This window comes from Roseibium alexandrii DFL-11, from assembly GCF_000158095.2.
GTDB classification, from domain to species: domain Bacteria; phylum Pseudomonadota; class Alphaproteobacteria; order Rhizobiales; family Stappiaceae; genus Roseibium; species Roseibium alexandrii.
In genome coordinates, this window is sequence record NZ_CM011002.1 from 330,189 (window position 1) to 347,564 (window position 17,376).

Annotated in this window: 17 protein-coding genes; 6 read left to right on the forward strand and 11 right to left on the reverse strand. The window is 55.2% G+C overall.

The genetic code is table 11. The annotated features are described in order from the left end of the window. Nucleotides 1-534 precede the first annotated feature (534 nt). Entirely contained in the window at nt 535-2,370 is a 1,836-nt protein-coding gene (locus SADFL11_RS01480) for a methylmalonyl-CoA mutase subunit beta (protein WP_008195529.1), read from the forward strand. Next, nucleotides 2,367-4,532 (forward strand): methylmalonyl-CoA mutase, encoded by a 2,166-nt coding sequence (gene scpA, locus SADFL11_RS01485; RefSeq protein ID WP_008191620.1) that lies wholly within the window; start codon nt 2,367-2,369, stop codon nt 4,530-4,532. The genes SADFL11_RS01480 and scpA overlap by 4 nt, the downstream gene beginning before the upstream one ends. A 48-nt stretch (nt 4,533-4,580) precedes the next feature. Here the strand turns inward: scpA and SADFL11_RS01490 are convergent, their stop codons facing one another. From SADFL11_RS01490 to SADFL11_RS01505, 4 genes are all read right to left on the reverse strand, one after another. After that, entirely contained in the window at nt 4,581-4,901 is a 321-nt protein-coding gene (locus SADFL11_RS01490) for a hypothetical protein (protein ID WP_040450790.1), read from the reverse strand. 121 nt (nt 4,902-5,022) lie between these two features. Further along, on the reverse strand, nt 5,023-5,238 hold the full coding sequence (locus SADFL11_RS01495) for a helix-turn-helix domain-containing protein (protein WP_008189941.1): 216 nt from the start codon (nt 5,236-5,238) through the stop codon (nt 5,023-5,025). A gap of 24 nt (nt 5,239-5,262) precedes the next feature. After that, on the reverse strand, nt 5,263-5,844 hold the full coding sequence (locus tag SADFL11_RS01500; RefSeq protein WP_008196760.1) for a DUF2975 domain-containing protein: 582 nt from the start codon (nt 5,842-5,844) through the stop codon (nt 5,263-5,265). A gap of 20 nt (nt 5,845-5,864) precedes the next feature. After that, nucleotides 5,865-6,446, reverse strand: a complete 582-nt coding sequence (locus SADFL11_RS01505) for a hypothetical protein (RefSeq protein WP_040450789.1) — start codon at nt 6,444-6,446, stop codon at nt 5,865-5,867. 477 nt (nt 6,447-6,923) lie between these two features. Between SADFL11_RS01505 and SADFL11_RS01510 the strand changes: the two genes are divergently transcribed. After that, on the forward strand, nt 6,924-7,511 hold the full coding sequence (locus tag SADFL11_RS01510; RefSeq protein ID WP_209002710.1) for an outer membrane protein: 588 nt from the start codon (nt 6,924-6,926) through the stop codon (nt 7,509-7,511). Between the two features lie 76 nt (nt 7,512-7,587). On the opposite strand, the gene SADFL11_RS01515 is transcribed toward SADFL11_RS01510, so the two are convergent. Then, nucleotides 7,588-8,943, reverse strand: a complete 1,356-nt coding sequence (locus SADFL11_RS01515; protein ID WP_008191667.1) for a TRAP transporter large permease — start codon at nt 8,941-8,943, stop codon at nt 7,588-7,590. 7 nt (nt 8,944-8,950) lie between these two features. Here SADFL11_RS01515 and SADFL11_RS01520 point away from each other — a divergent pair, with 7 nt between their 5' ends. After that, nucleotides 8,951-9,220, forward strand: coding sequence for a hypothetical protein (locus tag SADFL11_RS01520; RefSeq protein ID WP_040450787.1), 270 nt, complete (start codon nt 8,951-8,953; stop codon nt 9,218-9,220). Nucleotides 9,221-9,242: 22 nt separating this feature from the next. Here SADFL11_RS01520 and SADFL11_RS01525 read toward each other — a convergent pair whose 3' ends face one another. From SADFL11_RS01525 to SADFL11_RS01540, 4 genes are all read right to left on the reverse strand, one after another. Beyond that, on the reverse strand, nt 9,243-10,565 hold the full coding sequence (locus SADFL11_RS01525) for a TRAP transporter small permease subunit (protein ID WP_008194837.1): 1,323 nt from the start codon (nt 10,563-10,565) through the stop codon (nt 9,243-9,245). Nucleotides 10,566-10,764: 199 nt separating this feature from the next. After that, a complete protein-coding gene (gene dctP, locus SADFL11_RS01530) occupies nt 10,765-11,871 on the reverse strand; it encodes a TRAP transporter substrate-binding protein DctP (protein WP_040450786.1) in 1,107 nt (368 codons plus the stop codon). A gap of 323 nt (nt 11,872-12,194) precedes the next feature. Further along, a complete protein-coding gene (locus tag SADFL11_RS01535; protein WP_008192585.1) occupies nt 12,195-12,857 on the reverse strand; it encodes a haloacid dehalogenase type II in 663 nt (220 codons plus the stop codon). A 115-nt stretch (nt 12,858-12,972) separates the two neighbouring features. Continuing rightward, entirely contained in the window at nt 12,973-13,410 is a 438-nt protein-coding gene (locus tag SADFL11_RS01540; protein ID WP_008196842.1) for a VOC family protein, read from the reverse strand. 331 nt (nt 13,411-13,741) lie between these two features. On the opposite strand from SADFL11_RS01540, the gene SADFL11_RS01545 reads away from it, so the two are divergent. After that, the gene (locus SADFL11_RS01545; RefSeq protein WP_008190784.1) at nt 13,742-14,599 is read left to right on the forward strand and encodes a branched-chain amino acid aminotransferase; all 858 of its coding nucleotides are present in this window, start codon (nt 13,742-13,744) and stop codon (nt 14,597-14,599) included. A gap of 78 nt (nt 14,600-14,677) precedes the next feature. On the opposite strand, the gene SADFL11_RS01550 is transcribed toward SADFL11_RS01545, so the two are convergent. After that, a complete protein-coding gene (locus SADFL11_RS01550) occupies nt 14,678-15,013 on the reverse strand; it encodes a hypothetical protein (protein ID WP_134852865.1) in 336 nt (111 codons plus the stop codon). 145 nt (nt 15,014-15,158) lie between these two features. Further along, complete coding sequence (locus SADFL11_RS01555) at nt 15,159-16,334, reverse strand: YbfB/YjiJ family MFS transporter (protein WP_008195992.1); 1,176 nt, start codon at nt 16,332-16,334, stop codon at nt 15,159-15,161. 294 nt (nt 16,335-16,628) lie between these two features. On the opposite strand from SADFL11_RS01555, the gene SADFL11_RS01560 reads away from it, so the two are divergent. Then, a complete protein-coding gene (locus tag SADFL11_RS01560) occupies nt 16,629-17,333 on the forward strand; it encodes a substrate-binding periplasmic protein (RefSeq protein ID WP_008193198.1) in 705 nt (234 codons plus the stop codon). Nucleotides 17,334-17,376: the final 43 nt, after the last annotated feature.

Consider the following 17,376-nt stretch of genomic DNA (forward strand, 5'->3'; position numbering starts at 1 on the left):
GCACATCCTTTACGGCTTAAAAGCCGCTTTTTTGGACACGCCACAGACACGCTGTTGGCGGTCCCGATGGGTTAACTCGCGCATGGCACAGGTGACCTACCCCCAGCCAAACTCGAAGCGTTGCGCATTTATTTTGTGGGACCTTTGTTGTTCTTCCGTGGATAGAACTTCCCATGCGTCAACAAATCAACGCTACAATACAATTGATGATCGTACCAATATGGAAAAACCTGCAAGTTGGCTTTATATGCCATTTTGTTTGCATTTCCCCAGCGGGAGGGGGTGTATAAATTACTGATTTGTTTATCAGGGGTTGTTTTTCACCTCTTTGTATATTGTAAATAATGACAATAATATTTGTTTTTAACCCCTAATTAATTATGCCAAGGAATCAGCTCCGGATAGGCGTCTGAGGCTCGGCGGGATCGCGGAGACTTGTGCTTTGCCGCTTTATTCTCATTAGTCTTACCCTTTATGCTGAGTTGCTTAGGCTTAACCTGCAGACTAAAAACGCCGGCAAGGGAGACTGTATCCATGCCACTTAGTTTTTCCGGGCCAGATCACTTCTACACTGCTGATGAGGAGTCCTGGTGGTCCGCGGTCGATAAGGCTCTGAAAGGAGCTGCGCGCGATAGACTGACCTCTCATACCGATGACGGTCTGCCGGTCCAGCCGCTTTATGCCAACCGCACCGACCAGCCAGCCCGGGCTTTGCGAGCCAAGCCGGGTGCATGGACCATTTCACAGCGGATCGACCTGCCGGATTTTTCAGCTGCGAATGCGCAAATCCTGAAGGACTTGGAAGGTGGGGCCAGCGGTTTGGATCTTGTCTTGGATCCAATTGGATTGGGAACCGGTCGAGGTACCCAAATAAAGACTGTTGATGATTTTGCTCGCCTTTACGCTGGTGTTCTTCCCGATCTGATCGAAACCCGCATCGACGCAGGGAACGAGACCTTCGGGCTCATCAAAGAGTTTCTTAGCTACCTGAAATCCTCACACAAAAATTCGGCAGCCGTTCGTCTCACTGCCTCTTATGACCCGAATGCAGCCAAAACGGCCAATGCAGTTGATATCGCAGCTTTGAAAGCAGTAGCGGAAGAAAGTGTTGCGTGTGGTAGCCCGGTGCGCCTGCTGACCGCGGACGGTCAGGCCTGGCACAATGCGGGGGCAAGCGATGCGCAAGAGTTGGCGCTTGTGCTTGCTTCTGCCGTTGCGCACATGCGCGCTCTGGAAAATGCAACGCTCGCGCCGGAAGAATGGGCGAGGCGGATTTCGATCACTCTGGTCGCCGATGCTAATCAGTTCGGCACCATTTCCAAGGCCCGGGCCATCCGGAAACTTTGGGCGTCCGTTTTGGCAGGCGCTGGCGTGCCGCAAGACCCCGCCGATCTGCACATGGTTACCTCCCGGCGCATGCTGACCCGGCGCGACCCATGGGTGAACCTCCTCCGCAACACGGTGGCGTCTTTTGCGGCCGGTGTCGGTGGAGCTGGCAGTGTTTGTGTATTGCCGCACACAGACGCAATCGGTTTGCCGGATGCGTTCGCCCGCCGGCTCGCGCGCAACACCCAATCGATGCTTTTGGAAGAAAGCAGCCTGGCGAAGGTCATGGATCCGTCAGCTGGATCCGGAGCGATTGAGGCGCGGACGGATCAACTCTGCGCGGCTGCCTGGGCATTCTTCCAAGAAATCGAGGCAGCGGGTGGATTGCTCGCTGCGCGCCAGAGCGGACTGGTTGACAAGAAGATTTCTGAAACCAAAACGAAAATCGAAAAGGACATCGCCCGGCGCAAACGCCCGATCACGGGTGTCAGTGAGTTCCCAAATCTTGGAGAAAAGCCCGTTGATGTGCTTTCTGAGACAAACTCAGACGATGGCTGGCGCTATGCCGAACCTTTCGAGGCGCTCCGGGCCGCCGCGGAAGCACATGAAAGGGCAACGGGTCAGGCTCCGAGTATTTTTCTTGCGACCCTTGGTCCGCTCGCGCAGTTCACGGCTCGGGCCACGTGGCTGGCCAGCGCATTCGCAGCCGGCGGTCTGAAGGCGAGCGAAGCGGCCGTCTATGAATCTATCGACGAAATGGCGGGTGCTTACAAGAAAAGTGGCGCAGCGCTGGCGTGTATCGTGTCGTCCGACACTGTTTACGAAAACGAGGCCGAAGCTGCTGCGAAAGTCCTTTCTGATGGCGGGGCCAAACACATCTACCTTGCAGGAAAGCCGGGCGACAAGGGAGCCGCTTATCGTTCTGCCGGTGTCGGAACCTTCGTTTTTGCCGGTTGTGATATATTGGACCTGCTGCGTGATGCGCACAGCCTCTTGGGGCTCCCAAGCGCTTCAGCAGAACAAGAACTGGAGGGCCAAGCATGAGCCGGGTTCCGGATTATTCCAAGGTTCCGTTTCAGGACGCGCTTGGCGCGGCCAATGCTTCGGATGAGGCCGCCTGGACGACGCCGGAGGGCATTGATGTCGCTGCCGCGTACAGTGCCGGTGACATTGCCGATCTGAAACACATCGGCACGTGGCCGGGTCTTCCGCCGTTCATGCGCGGACCGTATCCAACGATGTATGTCCAGCAGCCCTGGACTGTGCGCCAATATGCTGGGTTCTCGACGGCCGAAGACTCAAATGCTTTTTACCGGCGGAACCTTGCCGCTGGTCAGAAGGGCCTCTCGGTTGCCTTCGATCTCGCCACGCACCGAGGCTATGACAGTGATCATCCGCGTGTGTCGGGTGATGTCGGCATGGCCGGTGTTGCGATCGATTCGATCTATGACATGCGCACGCTTTTTTCTGGCATTCCGCTGGACAAGATGAGCGTCTCGATGACCATGAACGGCGCTGTGTTGCCGGTGCTGGCGCTTTACATTGTCGCTGCGGAAGAGCAGGGCGTTGATCAAAAGGATCTCTCGGGCACCATTCAGAATGACATTCTGAAGGAGTTTATGGTCCGCAACACCTACATCTATCCACCGAAGTCGTCGATGAAGATTATCTCCGACATTTTCGCATACACATCGCAGAACATGCCACGGTTCAATTCGATCTCCATTTCCGGCTACCACATGCAGGAAGCTGGTGCGACGGCGGACCTGGAGCTTGCCTATACGATCGCGGATGGCATTGAATATGCCCGCGCCGGTGTGGCCGCAGGCATGGATATTGACCAGTTTGCGCCGCGCCTGTCGTTTTTCTGGGCGATAGGCATGAACTTCTTCATGGAAGTTGCCAAGCTGCGCGCTGCCCGGCTGATATGGGCGACTTTGATGGAAAAAAACTTCCAGCCGAAGAACCCGAAATCTCTGTCCCTGCGCACCCACTCGCAGACCTCAGGATGGTCGCTCACGGCGCAGGATGTCTTCAACAACGTCATTCGTACGTGCGTCGAGGCGATGGCGGCAACGCAAGGCCACACCCAGTCGCTGCACACCAATGCGCTGGACGAGGCGCTGGCGCTGCCGACAGACTTCTCGGCAAGGATTGCCCGCAACACCCAGCTTTTCCTGCAGCAGGAGAGCGGCACCACCAAGGTCATCGATCCTTGGGGCGGGTCATATTATGTTGAGAAATTGACCGCGGATTTGGCTGAAAAGGCGATGGCGCATATCCGCGAAGTCGAAGAGCTCGGCGGCATGGCAAAAGCCATCGAAAAAGGTATTCCAAAGCTCCGGATCGAAGAAGCGGCGGCCAAGACCCAGGCGCGGATCGACAGCGGTGCGCAAACGGTTGTCGGCGTCAACAAGTTCAAGCCGGAGAGTGAACAGGCCATCGACGTTCTCAAAGTCGACAATGCGACCGTGCGGGCGGCCCAAATCGACAAGCTGAAACGCCTGCGCGCAGAGCGCAACGAGGCGGAGACGCAGGCCGCGCTCGATGCCCTGACAGAATGCGCGAAGACCGGCGAGGGCAATCTTCTGGATCTGTCTGTTAAGGCCGCGCGGGCGATGGCGACCGTCGGAGAAATTTCCTTCGCCATGGAGAAGGTCTTTGATCGCCATAAAGCGGAGATCAAATCGATTTCAGGAGTGTACAAGCGGGAGGCTGGCGCAATGTCCGGCACCATGGAAAAGGTACAAAAGCTCGTTGAAACATTTGAGGACGACGACGGCCGGCGTCCGCGTATCCTCGTTGCCAAAATGGGGCAAGACGGTCACGACCGCGGCCAGAAGGTGATTGCCTCGGCCTTTGCCGATCTCGGCTTCGACGTCGATATCGGCCCGTTGTTCCAGACACCGGAAGAAGCGGCCCGGCAAGCGGTTGAGAACGATGTCCATGTGGTTGGCGTGTCGTCGCTGGCAGCTGGCCATTTGACGCTTGTCCCGGCGCTGAAAAAGGCGCTGGCCGATGAGGGCCGGGACGACATCATGATCGTCGTGGGCGGTGTGGTTCCGCCGCAAGACTACGATGAGCTCTATAAATCTGGCGCCGCAGCAATCTTTCCGCCGGGGACCGTCATTGCGGAAGCAGCTGTCGGGTTGATTGAAAAGCTGAATGTTCAGCTTGGTTACGCGCCGGCTCAGGCTGCCGAATAAGCGTAAATGGCAATCAAAATTCGGACCGGCTGCGGGAAACGCGGCCGGTTATTTTGTCTTGGCTGACTGCTTCAGGCTAAGCTGAACGGGCTTCTCCAAGTATAAAACCCCCAAGTTGGAACCAACACGCCAGCGCACCTTCGCCAGATTCACGGTCGCAAGTTTGGTATCGGCGACATAAAGCGTGTCGGGTAAATCAGCTTCGGCGTCCGGAATAACGACACCTGTCCCGCCGTTTTGAAGGTCGTATAGTGTGCAATCACAAATATCGGTCTTGTCGACTTTGATGAGTTTTCCGTGTCTCAACCGTGTCCGTGAGGCTGGTGCCAGCCGTATTCCAGTATTGTCTGTAACTGACGGTGCATACATAAGAAATGAGCTCCAAAGGATATGATGCGCAATAATCCTGGAGCGTTTTAATTGTCAAAATTTGCGATGAAATTACAGTAATCTGCTCAGTTTCATCTGTATTTAATGAAAATTCGACGGGTTATGGGTCTTCCGGCGCTTGGTAGATCAGAATATCTCCGGGTTGACAGTCCAGAACTTCGCAGATCTTTTCCAGCGTTTCGAAGCGGACGCCCTTCACCTTTCCGGACTTGAGCAGGGACACATTCTGCTCGGTGATACCGATCCGTTCGGCAAGCTCCTTCGACCGCATCTTCCGGCGGGCGAGCATCACATCCAGTTCGATAATGATCGGCATATTCGAGACCCTGATGCGTTGATGCTAGACGATTTGCCGGTTTTCTTCCGCGAGCAGGGCCGCCTCGCGAAAGATCCATCCAAACAACAACATAAGCGCCCCAAGAATCATTGTGAAAATTTCGCCGCCATCGAGGGAAACGTCAATGACTCTCTCCACTTCCGGATAATCAAGTGTCGCGACCATGATCCCGACCGGATCACTGGCAATATCAAATACCGCAAATGAAATCATCCATGCGCCGAGCGAAAAGACATTTTCCAAAGCCTGCGGGGAAAAGTAGTCCCCAGTTTCAAAATGCCGGCAGACTGATCGCAGCGCCCAAATGATTCCAAGAGCAAGCACAAAGTTGACCACCAGCAGGACTGCCAAAATAAACCGTTGTTCGAATGGGATGGCTGCCAAAGCTCTTTCGCCTTCGCCAATCCAGATTGTTTCGTCGATGTTCCACGCAGGTCCTTCAGGGAAAAGAAATACAAAAGTCAGCCCGATCCCCACCGTCAATGTGATGAAGAGGGATAGGGTTGCGATCCATTTGACCAGTCTTGCAACAATTCGAATGCGCTTCAGGCGTTTGCTTTGTTCACTGATGGATGTGTCAACCATGTGCTGTCCCCTGGATCAGATCAAATGAATTGGCGGTTTTCATCCGCAATGAGCGCTGCTTCCCGCAAGATCCAGCCAAAAAGCAGCATCAGGGCCCCAAGAACAAAGAAGAACAATTCTCCCCCATCGAGGGTCACATCAATTGACCGTTCGCCGGGCGGAAAGTCATACGTCAAAAGCACCGAGCCGACTGGATCGCTGATCAGGTCAAAAGTTGCAAAGGCAATGAGCCAGACACCAAAGGAAATGACACTGGCGAGTGTTTGGGGCGAGAAAAACTCCATGCTTTGGAAACGCTTGAAAACCTGGCGAATGTTCCAGCCGGCCAGCATCAAGAGCAGAAATGCGATGCCGGATACGATCGACAAGCCGAAGCGCTGGATTTGAGGGATCTCGCCCAGCGGACGTTCAATGTCGGCAAAATCGATGGTTTCGTCCGGTGCAATCATCAGTTCGTTCGGCAGAGAAATCCCAACAATCACGATAAGGCCAAAAATCAAGATCAGGAGCAGAATTCCGCTGACCATCCATTTCATGAACGCAGATACCCGCCTGATCCGTGTCAGTCGTTTTTCGCGTTCGGACCATTCCATCTCTGTCATGATTTCCTCCGGCCTTGATTGGTGCAAGGCCAATACATCTCGTAAAATCAATTAGTTCTGCGAATCTTGAGCCTTCGGGCCAGGGCGTTCAGCGCGCGTTCATCCGCCAAAGAGGATGTTGCCACGCGGGTGAATGCTGCCCTGTGACGAGAAAAGCCTCTAGTCCATTTTGAGAAAAAACGCAAATTCAAAACATTACGGTTGACAAAATAATCATCGTTGTGATTTTTAAAATTATCGTTTCACAATAATTTTTGATTGTTGTGTTTCGGGTTTGACGAGATAACCGAAGTGAGACCTCCCATGGTAAGTTCCTTTACCAATCGCGATAGTTGCGTTTTTTATGGCTGTTCGCCGCGGCCAAAACCGTTTCGGCGCCTCCGGAATTCCTTTCCAAACTCAAGACATTGGCTGTTAAAGCCTTTTGTTTTATGCGCAGCCCTGGCTGTTCTGGTCGGCGGCGCCAAGGCCGCTGACATGCCGGTCGGTGGCGGAACTGATTTTGTACCAATGGCTCCTGCCGGGTCCATTTGGGCAGGACCGTATCTCGGATTTGAGGCCGGTGGGTCTCAAACAGTCACGGAAGTGAAAGCCGGCGGTCAGAAGAAAGACTATTCCCGTTTCGATGCCGCATTTGGTGTTTTTGGCGGCTACAACTGGGAAGTTTCCCGGGTGATCTTGGGCGTGGAAGGGGCCGCGACCTATATTGGTGACACGAAAAAAGGTCAGCATCCGGTGCTTGGTACGATCGAGACCGGGTCCAAGTGGTCGGTGACCGCGAAAACCCGGGTCGGACTGCCAATCAACAACTTCATGCCGTATGTCAGTCTTGGCGTTGCTGCGACCGATCACAGCCTGAAGGCCAATGGCCGGACCGAGAGTTCGGTCGGGCTTGGCGCGGTTCTTGGCGCCGGTGTGGAAGTCGCGATGCACGACAACTGGCGTCTTCGCGCAGACTACACACTGACCGGCATCGCCGACACCAAGGACACCTTTGCCGGAACGCAGGCCAAGCGCACTGCCGGGAATCATCGTTTGATGCTCGGTATTTCACGTGCCTTCTAACGACCTCCGTTCCTGAAAAATACTACGGCTGCGCATTAAGAGTGCGCAGCCGTAGGTCTTTCTAGCTGACCTGTTTCTAGCCGTAGACCAGATTTGGCAGCCAGGTGATGATGCCGGGGAACATCATACAGAGCACCAGTCCGATGATTTGCAGCGCCAGGAAGGGCAGGGCGGACTTGAAGATATCCGTCATCGGGATGTCCGGGGGCGCAACACCGCGCAGATAGAACAGCGCATAGCCAAACGGCGGCGACAAGAAGCTCATCTGCATATTGACGAGATAAAGCACCCCGAACCAAAGGACGAGGTCGTCCGGGTTGTCCAGACCGAACGCTGCTGCACCGAGCGCTTTGACGATCGGCACAAAGATCGGCACACAAAGCAGCAGGATCCCGACCCAGTCGAGGAACATTCCAAGGATCACCAGCACCACCTGCATCAGGATCAGGATACCCCAGGGTCCAAGGCCAGTGGCTTCCAACGCGCCTTGCACAAACTGCTGGCCGCCTTCCAGGACGTAAAGCCCGACGAAGATGGTGGCACCGAACATGATCCAGATGACCATGGCGGAGGCCTTGAGGGTTGTCAGAGAGGCCTCGCGCAGTGTCTGCCAGTCGAGGTTCCGGTGAATGGCGGCTACGATGATTGCCCCGAAAGTCCCAATCCCTGCCGCTTCCACCGGCGTTGCAACACCGGTAAAGATGACCCCGAGAACGATTGCGATCAGCGCTATCGGCGCCGACATGCCGGACATCAGCCGCATTTTTTCCTTAAAGGGAATGCGCTCTTCTTCCGGGATCGGCGGGCCTTTTTCAGGGCTGATCGTGCAGGATATGATCACGTAGAGGATGTACATGCCCGAGAGCAACAGCCCCGGCACGACCGCCCCGATGAACAGCTCTCCGACGGATTGTTCGGCCACGACGGCATAGATGATCGCAAGGATCGACGGCGGGATTAGAATTCCGAGCGTGCCGCCGGCCATGATCGATCCCATGGCGATCTTTGGGTCATAGTGGCGTTTCAGCATGGCAGGCAGGGCGATGATGCCCATGGTAACCACCGCCGCACCGATCACACCTACCATCGCCGCCAGAATCGTGGACGCAATGATGGTTGCTGCCGCCAGTCCGCCCTTAACGCCCCCGAGCACCTTATAGATGACATCGAACATATCATTGATGATGCCCGCTCGCTCCAGCATCGACGCCATGAAGATGAACAAAGGGATCGCCGAGAGCTGGTAGTTCGTCATCAGCGGGAAGATGCGCGACGGAACGATGTTAAGCGCGCGTTCGTCGCCCAAAATGAACAGGAACACGCAGGCCAAGCCACCGGTCACGAAGGCGAGCGGAAGGCCCGCCATCAACAGCACCAGCAGCGATCCGAACATGATGAGTGTCAGCCACTCAATGCCAATTTCAAGACCCATCGTTAGAGTGTCCTTCGATCAAATTGAGCCATTTGACCGCGACGATTTTGGTCGTTGGCAGGGCGGTTCGCGCGCCGTGGTGTGTCCCACCACAAGGGTGACCCAACGCCGCCAGGGGGCAAAATCGTCCGGCCCCTTTCTTGTGAATCTGAAGCTGAGCTTGTTTTTCTCGGATGAAGCCATCTGTTCCATCGGCTGCGTTCCGCCGTTTGCACGATGTGCCGCATCGTGCAAACGGCGCGCCTTGCCGAGTGAAACCGATGGCTTCATCAAATGACGCGATTTGACCGAATGACACTCTAAGCCCTCCCCACAAGCGCGCGGAGGTCCTGCGCGAATTTCGATACGCCTTGAAGCACCAAGAGCAGCCCGCCGATAATCATGACCATTTTCATCGGCCACAAGGGGACTTCCCACTCGTTGAAGCTGATCTCGCCCCAGCGGATGTTCGGGTCAGTCCACTGCGCAAGGTTCCAGCTGGTGATGACTTCGGTAAAGCCGATCTCGCCTCGAGCCCAATCCGAAATCAGGGAATTTCCTGAGGGAACGGCAATCGCGTCGAACGCGAAAATCCAGGATGTCACCAGAAGCGTGCCGGCAAAGATGAAGAAGAATACCGATGTCAGCAGATCCACGATCGCCTTGCGGCGTTTGGAAAGTGGCGCGTAGAAAATATCGACCCGGACGTGGGATTCTGTCAGCATCGCATAGGAGCCCGCAATCAGGTATTGCATGCCGAACATCAAGTACATGGCTTCGTGTGCCCAGTTCGTGGGGCTGCCGAAGACATAGCGGCTCATAACCTCGAAGTAGTAGACAATCACTGCGATCACGGCCCAATAAGCCACAAACTCACCACAGAAAAGCGAGAGGCGGTCGATCCAACCGGTCCAGCCGCTCGACACGTAACTTGCGTCGTCTTTCCGCTCGGCCTCTTCAAGGGCTTTGAGTTTGATCTCGGCTTCGCTGAGCTCTGGTTCTGGCGGCAGGTTGGCGTTGGCCTTGCGCACCAGACCGGGCAGGAGGAACACGTCAATTGCCACCCCGGCCAGGATCAGCCAGAAGGCATACTTCGCGATGTTTTGCCAGAACTCCAGATTGGCTTGCGCTTCTTCAGCCGCTGGCCGTCCGGTTTCCAGGTCCGCTTCGGCCGCGGCCATGCGCTCGCGGCCCTGTTCGATCCGTTGTTCGGCCCGGCGAACATCCCGCTGGGCGCGCCGTTCGGCTATACTTCCAGTTTCCGCCTCTGCAAGCTTCTGGCGCATCCCCGGCAGTTCAGCTTCGGCAGAGGTGACCCGGCCGCCTTCACGGTCAAGGGTCCGTTCAGCCTGCCTGACAAGGTTGGACATGTCGGAAGTGACCGAACGGGCGTCCTGGCCCTGGGAATTGGCAAAAAGAATGACAATGAAGACCGGGATATAGAGCAAGCCGATCATGCTCTTGAGGTAAAGCCTATGCAGCCCCAAAATGCCGCCTGTAATCAAGATGAAGTAGCCCAGAACGGTTGAATATTTCCGTTCTTTGGGTTTTGGCCGTTTGGCCAGAGTTGCCGCAACGATCGGAAACAGGATCAAGCCGAGCCAATAGGCCCAGTGCGGCAGAGTGAAATCCAATTGAGGCATGCCTTGTCCTTCCCCCGGACAGCCGCAGTCTCCGCATGAAGAGGCGTCTGCCCTGACACCTGTTGCTTGCTGACCTTTACAAAAGGCTGCACAGCTCAGGGTGGCGTGCAGTGTTGTTCGGCGAACCTAACGTCGATGTGAGGGGGCCGCGCAGTTTCCTGCGCGGACCTGGTGATTTCCGAAGTGGCTGATTTTTGGCTTAGAGCTTCAGCTCAAGGCCTTCCGTCAAAGACGGATCCACGTAGCCAAGCGAGCCGGACATCATGTAGTCGAGCTGCATTTTGAACACACGGGCGCTGTCTGCGTCGCGGTTGGCATAGTTGAACCAGATCGGAACGGCAATTTCGGTCATCAGCTCGACGTCGTCTTGCGTCAGGCGGGTAACTTCCGTGCCGTCTGCCTCGAACTTCGCCCAGGCATCCTGGTCGGCTTTCTGGATCGCAGCATGGTGTGCGTCGGAGTAGACATGTGTTTCCATCTCGACGAACTGCTGCATTTGCGGGCTGAGCTTGTTCCAGGCGTCCATACCGACTGTGATGTCCATGATGTCGACCGGCTGGTAGAGCGACATGAACCCGGGAGGCCCCATCACGATGTAGTCGGTGACCTGGCTGAACCCAAGCGCATAGTTGACCGCCGGACCGACATAATCGGCAACGTCGATCGTGCCTTTTTCAAGGGCCGGGAAAATCTCGGAACCTGGAAGAACGGTGGTTTCTGCGCCAATTTCGGTAAACACCTCGGCAACCATACCGCCCGGCAGGCGCATCTTGCGGCCGCGGAAGTCGTCGATGGACCGGATCGGAACCTTGGAGTGGATGATGTTCGGGCCGTGGTGGACCGGACCTACGAATTTCATGCCCTGCTTCTCATAGAGCTCACGGGCGATATCGATGCCGCCGAGGCCGTAGTAGAAAACATCAAATTCATGCGGGTTGCGCAGACCGAGCGGGATCGATGTCAGGAAGGTTGCCGCCGGTATGATGCCCTGCGCGTAGATCGTAAACGGGTTTACGGCATCCAGAACACCGTTTTTCACCGCGTCATAGAGCTGAAAGTCACCAACTACGTCGTTCGCGCCGAACGGCTGAAATGCCAATTCACCGCCGGTTTTCTCAACGATCGTTGCACACCAGTCCTTGAAAATCTGCAGGCCTGCACCGCCCGGCCACGAGGTCTGGATTTTCCAAGTGGTCGTTTGCCCTTGGGCAGTTGCGATGTGAGGGGCAGCGAGTGTGGCGGCACCGGCAACGCCAGCACCTGCGATGCCACGAAGCGCGTCGCGGCGGGTCGTAAGCTTTTTCATAAATTCCTCCCAATTTGCTTGAGAGAGGTGGTCTAGAGAGCGTTTCGGCAGGCCTCCCAACCGTGCCGTTGGATTCTCCCGTCATATGCATCCTTCCAGGCTATGCCGCGAAAGTGCAAAAAGTTTAACGGGTTAGTAGATTGCCCTCTGTTTTTTATCTCCCAGCAAGGTAAGAGGATAGGACAGTTTCAAAGATCGGCAACTATGCGATCTAAGATAAATATTTTTTCTTTTTTGGAAATAATCGGTTCGACTATCAATTTATATGAGCATAATGGAAACTATCCATTTTAAAAAGTTATCTGTCAGCCATGAAGATCCGGTCAGCCCAAAGCTGCCAGGCCAGTCAAATCTGCAAGAACTGCCTTTGGGGCAAGGTCGGTGTATTCATCAGGCATTCCGGTGCGGTTCATCCAGACCGTCCGGAAGCCAAACGCGGTTGCGCCGGCAACATCCCATCGATTGGAAGACTGGAAAGAGACTTCTTCCGGATAGATGCGGAAATGGGTCGTCACCATTTCGTAGGTTTGCGGATTTGTTTTGAAGGTCCGGAGCTCGTCAACGGAAAAGATCTCATCAAACAGTTCGGTGAGGCCTGAAGCTTTGGCCGCTGCATCAAGCATGGCCGGCGACCCGTTTGACAGGATCGCGATCTTGGCACCCGTTGCTTTCAGGTCGGTCAAAACCTGCGGGACTTCCGGATAGCAATCCAATTCCCAGTACGCATTCAGGAGGTCGTCTTTCATCGACTTGTCGGCCGTTGGAACCAGCGCAAAGGCGGTGTCCAAACCTTCCTGGGTCAATTCCCAGAAGTCTTTGTACTGGCCCATCAAGGCGCGCACCCAGGAATATTCAAGCTGCTTCTCACGCCACAGAGAGGACAGCCGTTGCGCGTCCGGACCCAGTTTGGCTGCATGTTTGCGCACAGCGGCATGCACATCAAACAAAGTTCCATAAGCGTCAAAGACATAAGCGGCGTGAGCCATAACGGATCCTTCAGCACAAGAAATACACGGACGCGGCAGAGAACCTTGAGTCTGGAACAAGGTCAAGCAAAAGCCGTTCGAATAAAATCAAATGTCCAACGCCGTTGCCGTCCCGTCACGGCTGTGGGTCAGGCAGCAGCACGGAGCCGTCGTCTGTGACGGTCCAGAATGGGTTGAATGCGATTTCCAGCAAATGCCGACCAGGGACTTCAACGTAGGAGGAATATCCTCCCCAGAACGCCTCCTGGGGTTCTTTAACTGAGCGAGCGCCCGCAGCGACCGCTTTGGCGAACATCGTGTCGACATCGTCGCGCGCCTTGGCGTTCCAAGCGAGGGTCATGGCGCCAAATGGTGCAGTAGTGACCTTAGAACCGATCTCGTCCTCAAGGGCGTTGCGATCATAGAGTGCGAACACACCGCCCGGTATCTGGAAAAAAACGACGTGCGGGGAGGGGGCCGCATTCACCTGCCACCCCAAACCGGTCTCAAAAAAGGCCCTTGCCGTCATGATATCGGGAACAATGAGGGTAATCATTGAAATGCGCTGATCCATTACGAGTTTCTCCAAATTAATGAACAAAGAGGGAACAAAATATCGATGATGCGGTTTTCTTGCAAGCTCTGATCCCTAATTCGCGCTATGGAAAAATTTTTTCCTTGGCGGCAAAGGGGGCGGTGATCCTGACTCATTGCAAAAAAATTAGACTGGAAGAAAAATTCCAAATTGTTGAGCCGATGGAACAATTACAATCCGCAAACGTCAGATGCGAGAATTATATTACTCGCAATCCAGATGTTGCGGGTAAGCTATTGACCCGCGGGCGGTAGCGGTGTTCTGTCCGGTCACGGAAAACAAATACCCAGAATGATCGAAAGGGAGAACGATGAGCGGCTGGAGCGACACCTGGACCTGGATTGACGGGACTTGGCACGAGGGAAATCCGCCGATCATGGGGCCGCGGACCCACGCATCCTGGCTCGGGTCAAGTGTGTTCGACGGCGCTCGTTTTTTCGATGGCGTGATGCCGGACATCGATCTCCATAGCCAACGGGTGAACGATTCCGCAGTTGCTCTCGGCATGAAGCCAACCATGAAGGTTGGGGAGATGGTGGAGCTGACCAAGGAAGGCTGCGCCAAGTTCGGCAGCGACACGCAGATCTACGTCAAACCGATGTATTGGGTGGAAGGCGATGGACCGGGTGTCATCAGCGGAGATCCGGACAGTACGAGGTTCTGTTTGTGTCTGTTTGATGCACCCATGGCACCGAGGGATGCTGCGTCCAGTATCACGCTCTCTCCGTTCCGCCGTCCGACCATGGAATGCATGCCGGTTAATGCAAAGGCAGGGTGCCTTTACCCAAATAATGCGCGTGCGATGCTGGAGGCCAAGGGGCGGGGGTTCGACAATGCCGTGGTCCGCGACATGCTGGGCAACGTTGCCGAACTGACGTCTGCGAACATTTTCATGGCCAAGGATGGGAAAGTCCACACGCCGGCGCCGAACGGCACATTCCTGAACGGGATCACCCGCCAGCGCGTTATTCATTTGCTGCGCTCTGCTGGATATGACGTCTTTGAGCGTACACTCGGTTATGACGAATTTTTGGAGGCCGATGAAATCTTCTCATCCGGCAACTACAACAAGGTGACTCCGGTCAATCGGATCGAGGAGCGTGATCTGCAGCCAGGTCCGATTGCCGCCCGGGCACGAGACCTTTACTGGGAGTTTTCCCACGCCTGATTTGGGTCGCTCATTCGAACAGACAAAAGCCCTGCAATGCGTCCATTGCAGGGCTTTTTGTTGAGCTGCAGCGTCCGGTTAGTTCTGAACGCGAACCGGTTGGACTTTCGGGGCCAAAAGTGTCGTGTTGGCACGCTTGGCATTCGTGAGCGCAGAGCGTTGCATGGACTTGACCTTGTATCCTGATAGTGTTCCAAGGCTTGCGCTGTGCACGCTGTCGCAATGGTTCAGGACTTCATCGTAACAGCTGTTTGGATAGCCCGGTGTGGTCTGGTTACAATGGGAAATCCAGTTGTTGTAGCATTCGCCAAGTGTAGATCCGTCACTTGGTGGTGCAGCAAACGCTGCTGTGGCGCCGAATGAAATAGATCCTGCAAGTGCTGCAGTTTTAATGACTGAATTTACAAGTTTCACATCTTTCTCCCAAGTCATATGCAGTCGTTATTGACTGTGACCCGGAATGTAATGACGGAATTCAGACCCTGACGTGTTCTAAATCACACGTTTTCAATTTAGATAAAATTTGATCATTTATTGGTGAGTGAAGTTTGGCGGTAGGTCACAGCCCGGCAAGGGCGGCCGCGATCACAAGAGCAATGGCCGCGGCAATGGATGGTGCCTGAAAGGACCCCGTCACGCCATGCAACTGCCCGGCGATCCATGGTCCTGCCGCCTGACCAAGGCCGAAGCTGGCTGTCAGGGTCGCCAGCATCTGGCGGACTGCAGACGTCCCTGCTTCTGCGGTCAAACGGCGCCCTTCGGCGAGACCGAGGGCAGTGATGCCCATAAAGGTTCCGCCGAGTAGCGCTGCTCCGATTAGAAAGATTGCTGGCGAGGTGCTTACTGCTGTCATCGCAACGCCGCCTGCCTCAACAAGACATGCCAACGCAAAGGCCCGGCGGGCACCGAGTTTGGCGGCGATTAAGTTCCAAACATAGATTGATGGCGCTGCCGACAGACCAACAATCAGCCAGACAAATGGTTCAATCTCTGTCAAGGACGGGGTCGTGCGTGCCATGACCGAAACAAAGGTTGCGGTGATGACATACCCGAAGCCGAACAGACCATAAGCGGCAACCAGACGGATGACCGTTGGAGACCAGGGGCGTCTGCCATCTTCTCGGGCGCGACCGCCATCTGTCGGTGCCGCCAGTGAAGCGCTTGATCTCGCCGGAACGAGTACGGTGGCCCCTGCCAGCAGGATTGCGGTCGCCAGTCCGCTTGCAAGCCACAAGGTTTGCCAGTCCGCAGTGTTGTGATTGAGAGCCGCGATCAGGACAGCGGAGAGGGCAATGCCAATGCCAACTCCAGAAAAATGCACTGCAGACAGGGCGCTGTGACCGGCTGTGGTCAGCCGTTCCAATATAAGGGTGGTCGAAAAAACGAGAACGAAGGCGCTGGCCAGGCCGCTGATGAATCGGACCATCATGAAGAACCAGACATCGCTGGTGAGGGCCATGGCTGCACTCGTCAGAGCACTGAGCGCGAGCCCAGCAAGGAACCAGGTTCTGGGTGTTCCGCCCAAAAAACGGGATGCGCCGATCAGAGCGCCAGTCAGATAACCGAGAAAATTCGCAGATGCGATGAGCCCGGCCGCACTCGGCGTCAGCGGGATGCCCTCGGCCATGGAGGGGAGGATCGGGGTGTAGACGAACCGTCCAATGCCCATGGCCGCGGCCAGTGCCAGCAACCCACCAAGTGCGAGGCAAACCGAACTCCAAAAGGACTGTTTCATGGAAGGATGTCTTGTGTCTGGAACGGCGGGCGGAAATATCCAGAAATGTTTGTAGATGCCGGTTTATGGCCCTGCAAGCCTTCAACTGAAGGGGGGGGGCATGATTGTGTCTAATCAAATTGTCTGGTGTGTAGATAAGTATTATTAACAGTTAAAACAAATATTCGCGGCACTGAACGTGCGTAAAAGCGACATGGTTTCACTTCGGAAATTTCTTATTCATTGTTCGTTCGTAGTGTTGGTACGCTCACTCGTGAGCACGAAACACAATTAAGTATCAGGCAGGACGAACACATGCGTCTTCTATTGGCTACTGCGACCGCAGCCTTTCTCATGAGCCCCTTAGCCGCTCAGGCCGAGACCGTAAAACTCACGACGCTGGAATGGCCGCCTTACGTGATGGCTGATGCCAGCGGTCCGAGCTCGGACGCTGTCAAAGCAGCGTTTGAAAAGGCCGGGATTGCCGCTGAAGTGGCTGTTTTCCCTTGGAACCGGGCGATCAACCTGGCGCAAAAGGACCCTGAGTGGATCGGCGTTTACCCTGAGTATTATGCCGAAGACAGTGATGCGGAAAAGGGCGGCGACCGTTGCCTGTTCTCCAAATCTTTTGGGGTTAGCCCGGTTGGGTTCGTTCAACGTAAGGATTCAGACTTCTCGTGGTCGTCCCATGACGACTTGAAAGCGCACAAAATCGGCGTTGTTCGGGGATACAACAACGAAGAGAAGTTCGACGGCATGGTGGCAGCTGGCGACATCGCGGTAGAGGAAGCTGACGACGATTCGCAGAACATTCTGAAAGTCGCGGGCGGCCGTTCTGCTGCAGGCGTGATCGACAAGCTGGTTTTTGAGCATCTTGCGCAGAACGATCCGGCTGTTGCCAAGGTTGCCGGTGATCTGAAGTTCAACGACAATCTACTAATTGAACACGGTCTTTTCATCTGCTTCGAAAACAGCGATGCTGGTAAGGCGGCACGGGACAAGTTCAACTCCGCTCTTTAAAGAGCGCTAAAGAGCTCACTAAAACATGGAAAGCGCGGCACGC